The organism is Roseomonas sp. TAS13, assembly GCF_001950415.1.
Classification (GTDB): domain Bacteria; phylum Pseudomonadota; class Alphaproteobacteria; order Acetobacterales; family Acetobacteraceae; genus Roseomonas; species Roseomonas mucosa.
In genome coordinates this window covers 1-1419 of record NZ_BDLP01000642.1, presented here as the reverse complement: position 1 = coordinate 1419, position 1419 = coordinate 1, and the positions used below count along the sequence as shown (strand labels likewise).

The window sequence follows — 1419 nt, the reverse complement described above, 5'->3', positions numbered from 1 at the left end:
CACTACCTGGGCACTTTGAACGGTAGTGCTGTTGCCTATCTGTTGGGTGATGCGGCAGGAGGCGGGGCGATGGGCATCCGCGGTGGTGGCAGTGACCTGGACAACTGGCTCACGCCCTTTCTTGAGGTAATGGGGCGCAAGACGCGCCGGATCTGGGCTCCGCTCTACCTGCGCGGGCTACTCGGTCCCGGCGAGCGCAAGAGCCTGCAGCCGATGGCAGCAAGGCTGGGGCTTTCAGGCCATGACCAGCTGCAGCACTTCATTGCCAGTCCGGCCTGGGATGATGCGCCGTTGTGGGCGGTGCTGGCGCGCGAGGCGGACCGACTGGTGGGCGGGCCTGACGCGTATCTCGTGGTCGACGACACGGCGCTGCCCAAGCAGGGCACGCTGTCGGTGGGCGTGGCGCGACAGTACTGCGGCCAGTTGGGCAAGCAGGCGAACTGCCAGTCGCTGGTCTCGCTGGCCCTGGCCAGGCGTGAGGTGCCGGTGCCAGTGGCCCTGCGCCTGTTTCTGCCCGACACCTGGACCGGCGATGCGGATCGCTGTGCCCGGGCCGGCGTGCCGGAGACGGAGGTGGTGCCCCGAACCAAAGGCGAGATCGCCTTGGCTGAGCTGGACCGGCTTGGATCCGCCGGCGTGCGGTTCGGCACCGTGCTGGCCGACGCAGGCTACGGCGCCAGTGCTGTGTTCCGCCAGGGGCTGTCGGAACGCGGCCTGCTTTGGGCCGTGGGCATCGCGCGCAACCAGAAGGTCTACGGCGCGGTCGTGCAACTCACCGTTCCTGCCGGGCGCAGGCGGCGCGCTGTGCCCAGCGAGGAGCCCCGCGAGGCCGAGGCAGTACTGGCTGCGCAGCCCTGGCGGCGGGTCACCTGGCGCCAGGGCACCAGGGGAGCGCTCGCTGCCCGGTTTGCCGCCATCCGTGTTCGCGTCGGCGACGGACCGGCCTGGGGCAACAACCGCCATCTGCCCGGTGACGAGGCCTGGCTGGTGGGCGAGTGGCGTTCCTCGGGCGAGCGCAAGTACTACCTGAGCAATCTCGCGCCCCGCACGTCGCTGCGCGGGCTGGCGGCGGCCATCAAGGCGCGCTGGGTGTGCGAGCAGGCACACCAGCAGCTCAAGCAGGAACTGGGATTGGGCCACTTTGAGGGCCGCTCGTGGACGGGCCTGCACCGACACGCGCTGATGACCTGCATCGCCTTCGCCTACCTGCAGCACCTGCGCCTCGCCCAGCACCGCCAGGCGAGCCGGGGGAAAAATGCTGCCCACCGTTCCGGGACCGCCGCCGCACCCGAGCCTGCCTGCCGTGCGACAGGCCATCACCGCACGGCTGTTTGCTCACCTCGCATCACCCGTGCGATGTCCACATTGCAGACGACGATTCCTGCCGCCCATCAAACCTAAAGTGCCCAGGTAGTGCTA

General features: G+C 69.3%; 1 protein-coding gene. It reads left to right on the top strand.

What is annotated here, in order from left to right; all coding sequences use genetic code 11:
• Positions 1-69 precede the first annotated feature (69 nt).
• Positions 70-1401 (top strand): IS701 family transposase, encoded by a 1332-nt coding sequence (locus tag ROTAS13_RS24465; protein WP_075823664.1) that lies wholly within the window; start codon positions 70-72, stop codon positions 1399-1401.
• The last annotated feature ends 18 nt before the right edge of the window (positions 1402-1419 follow it).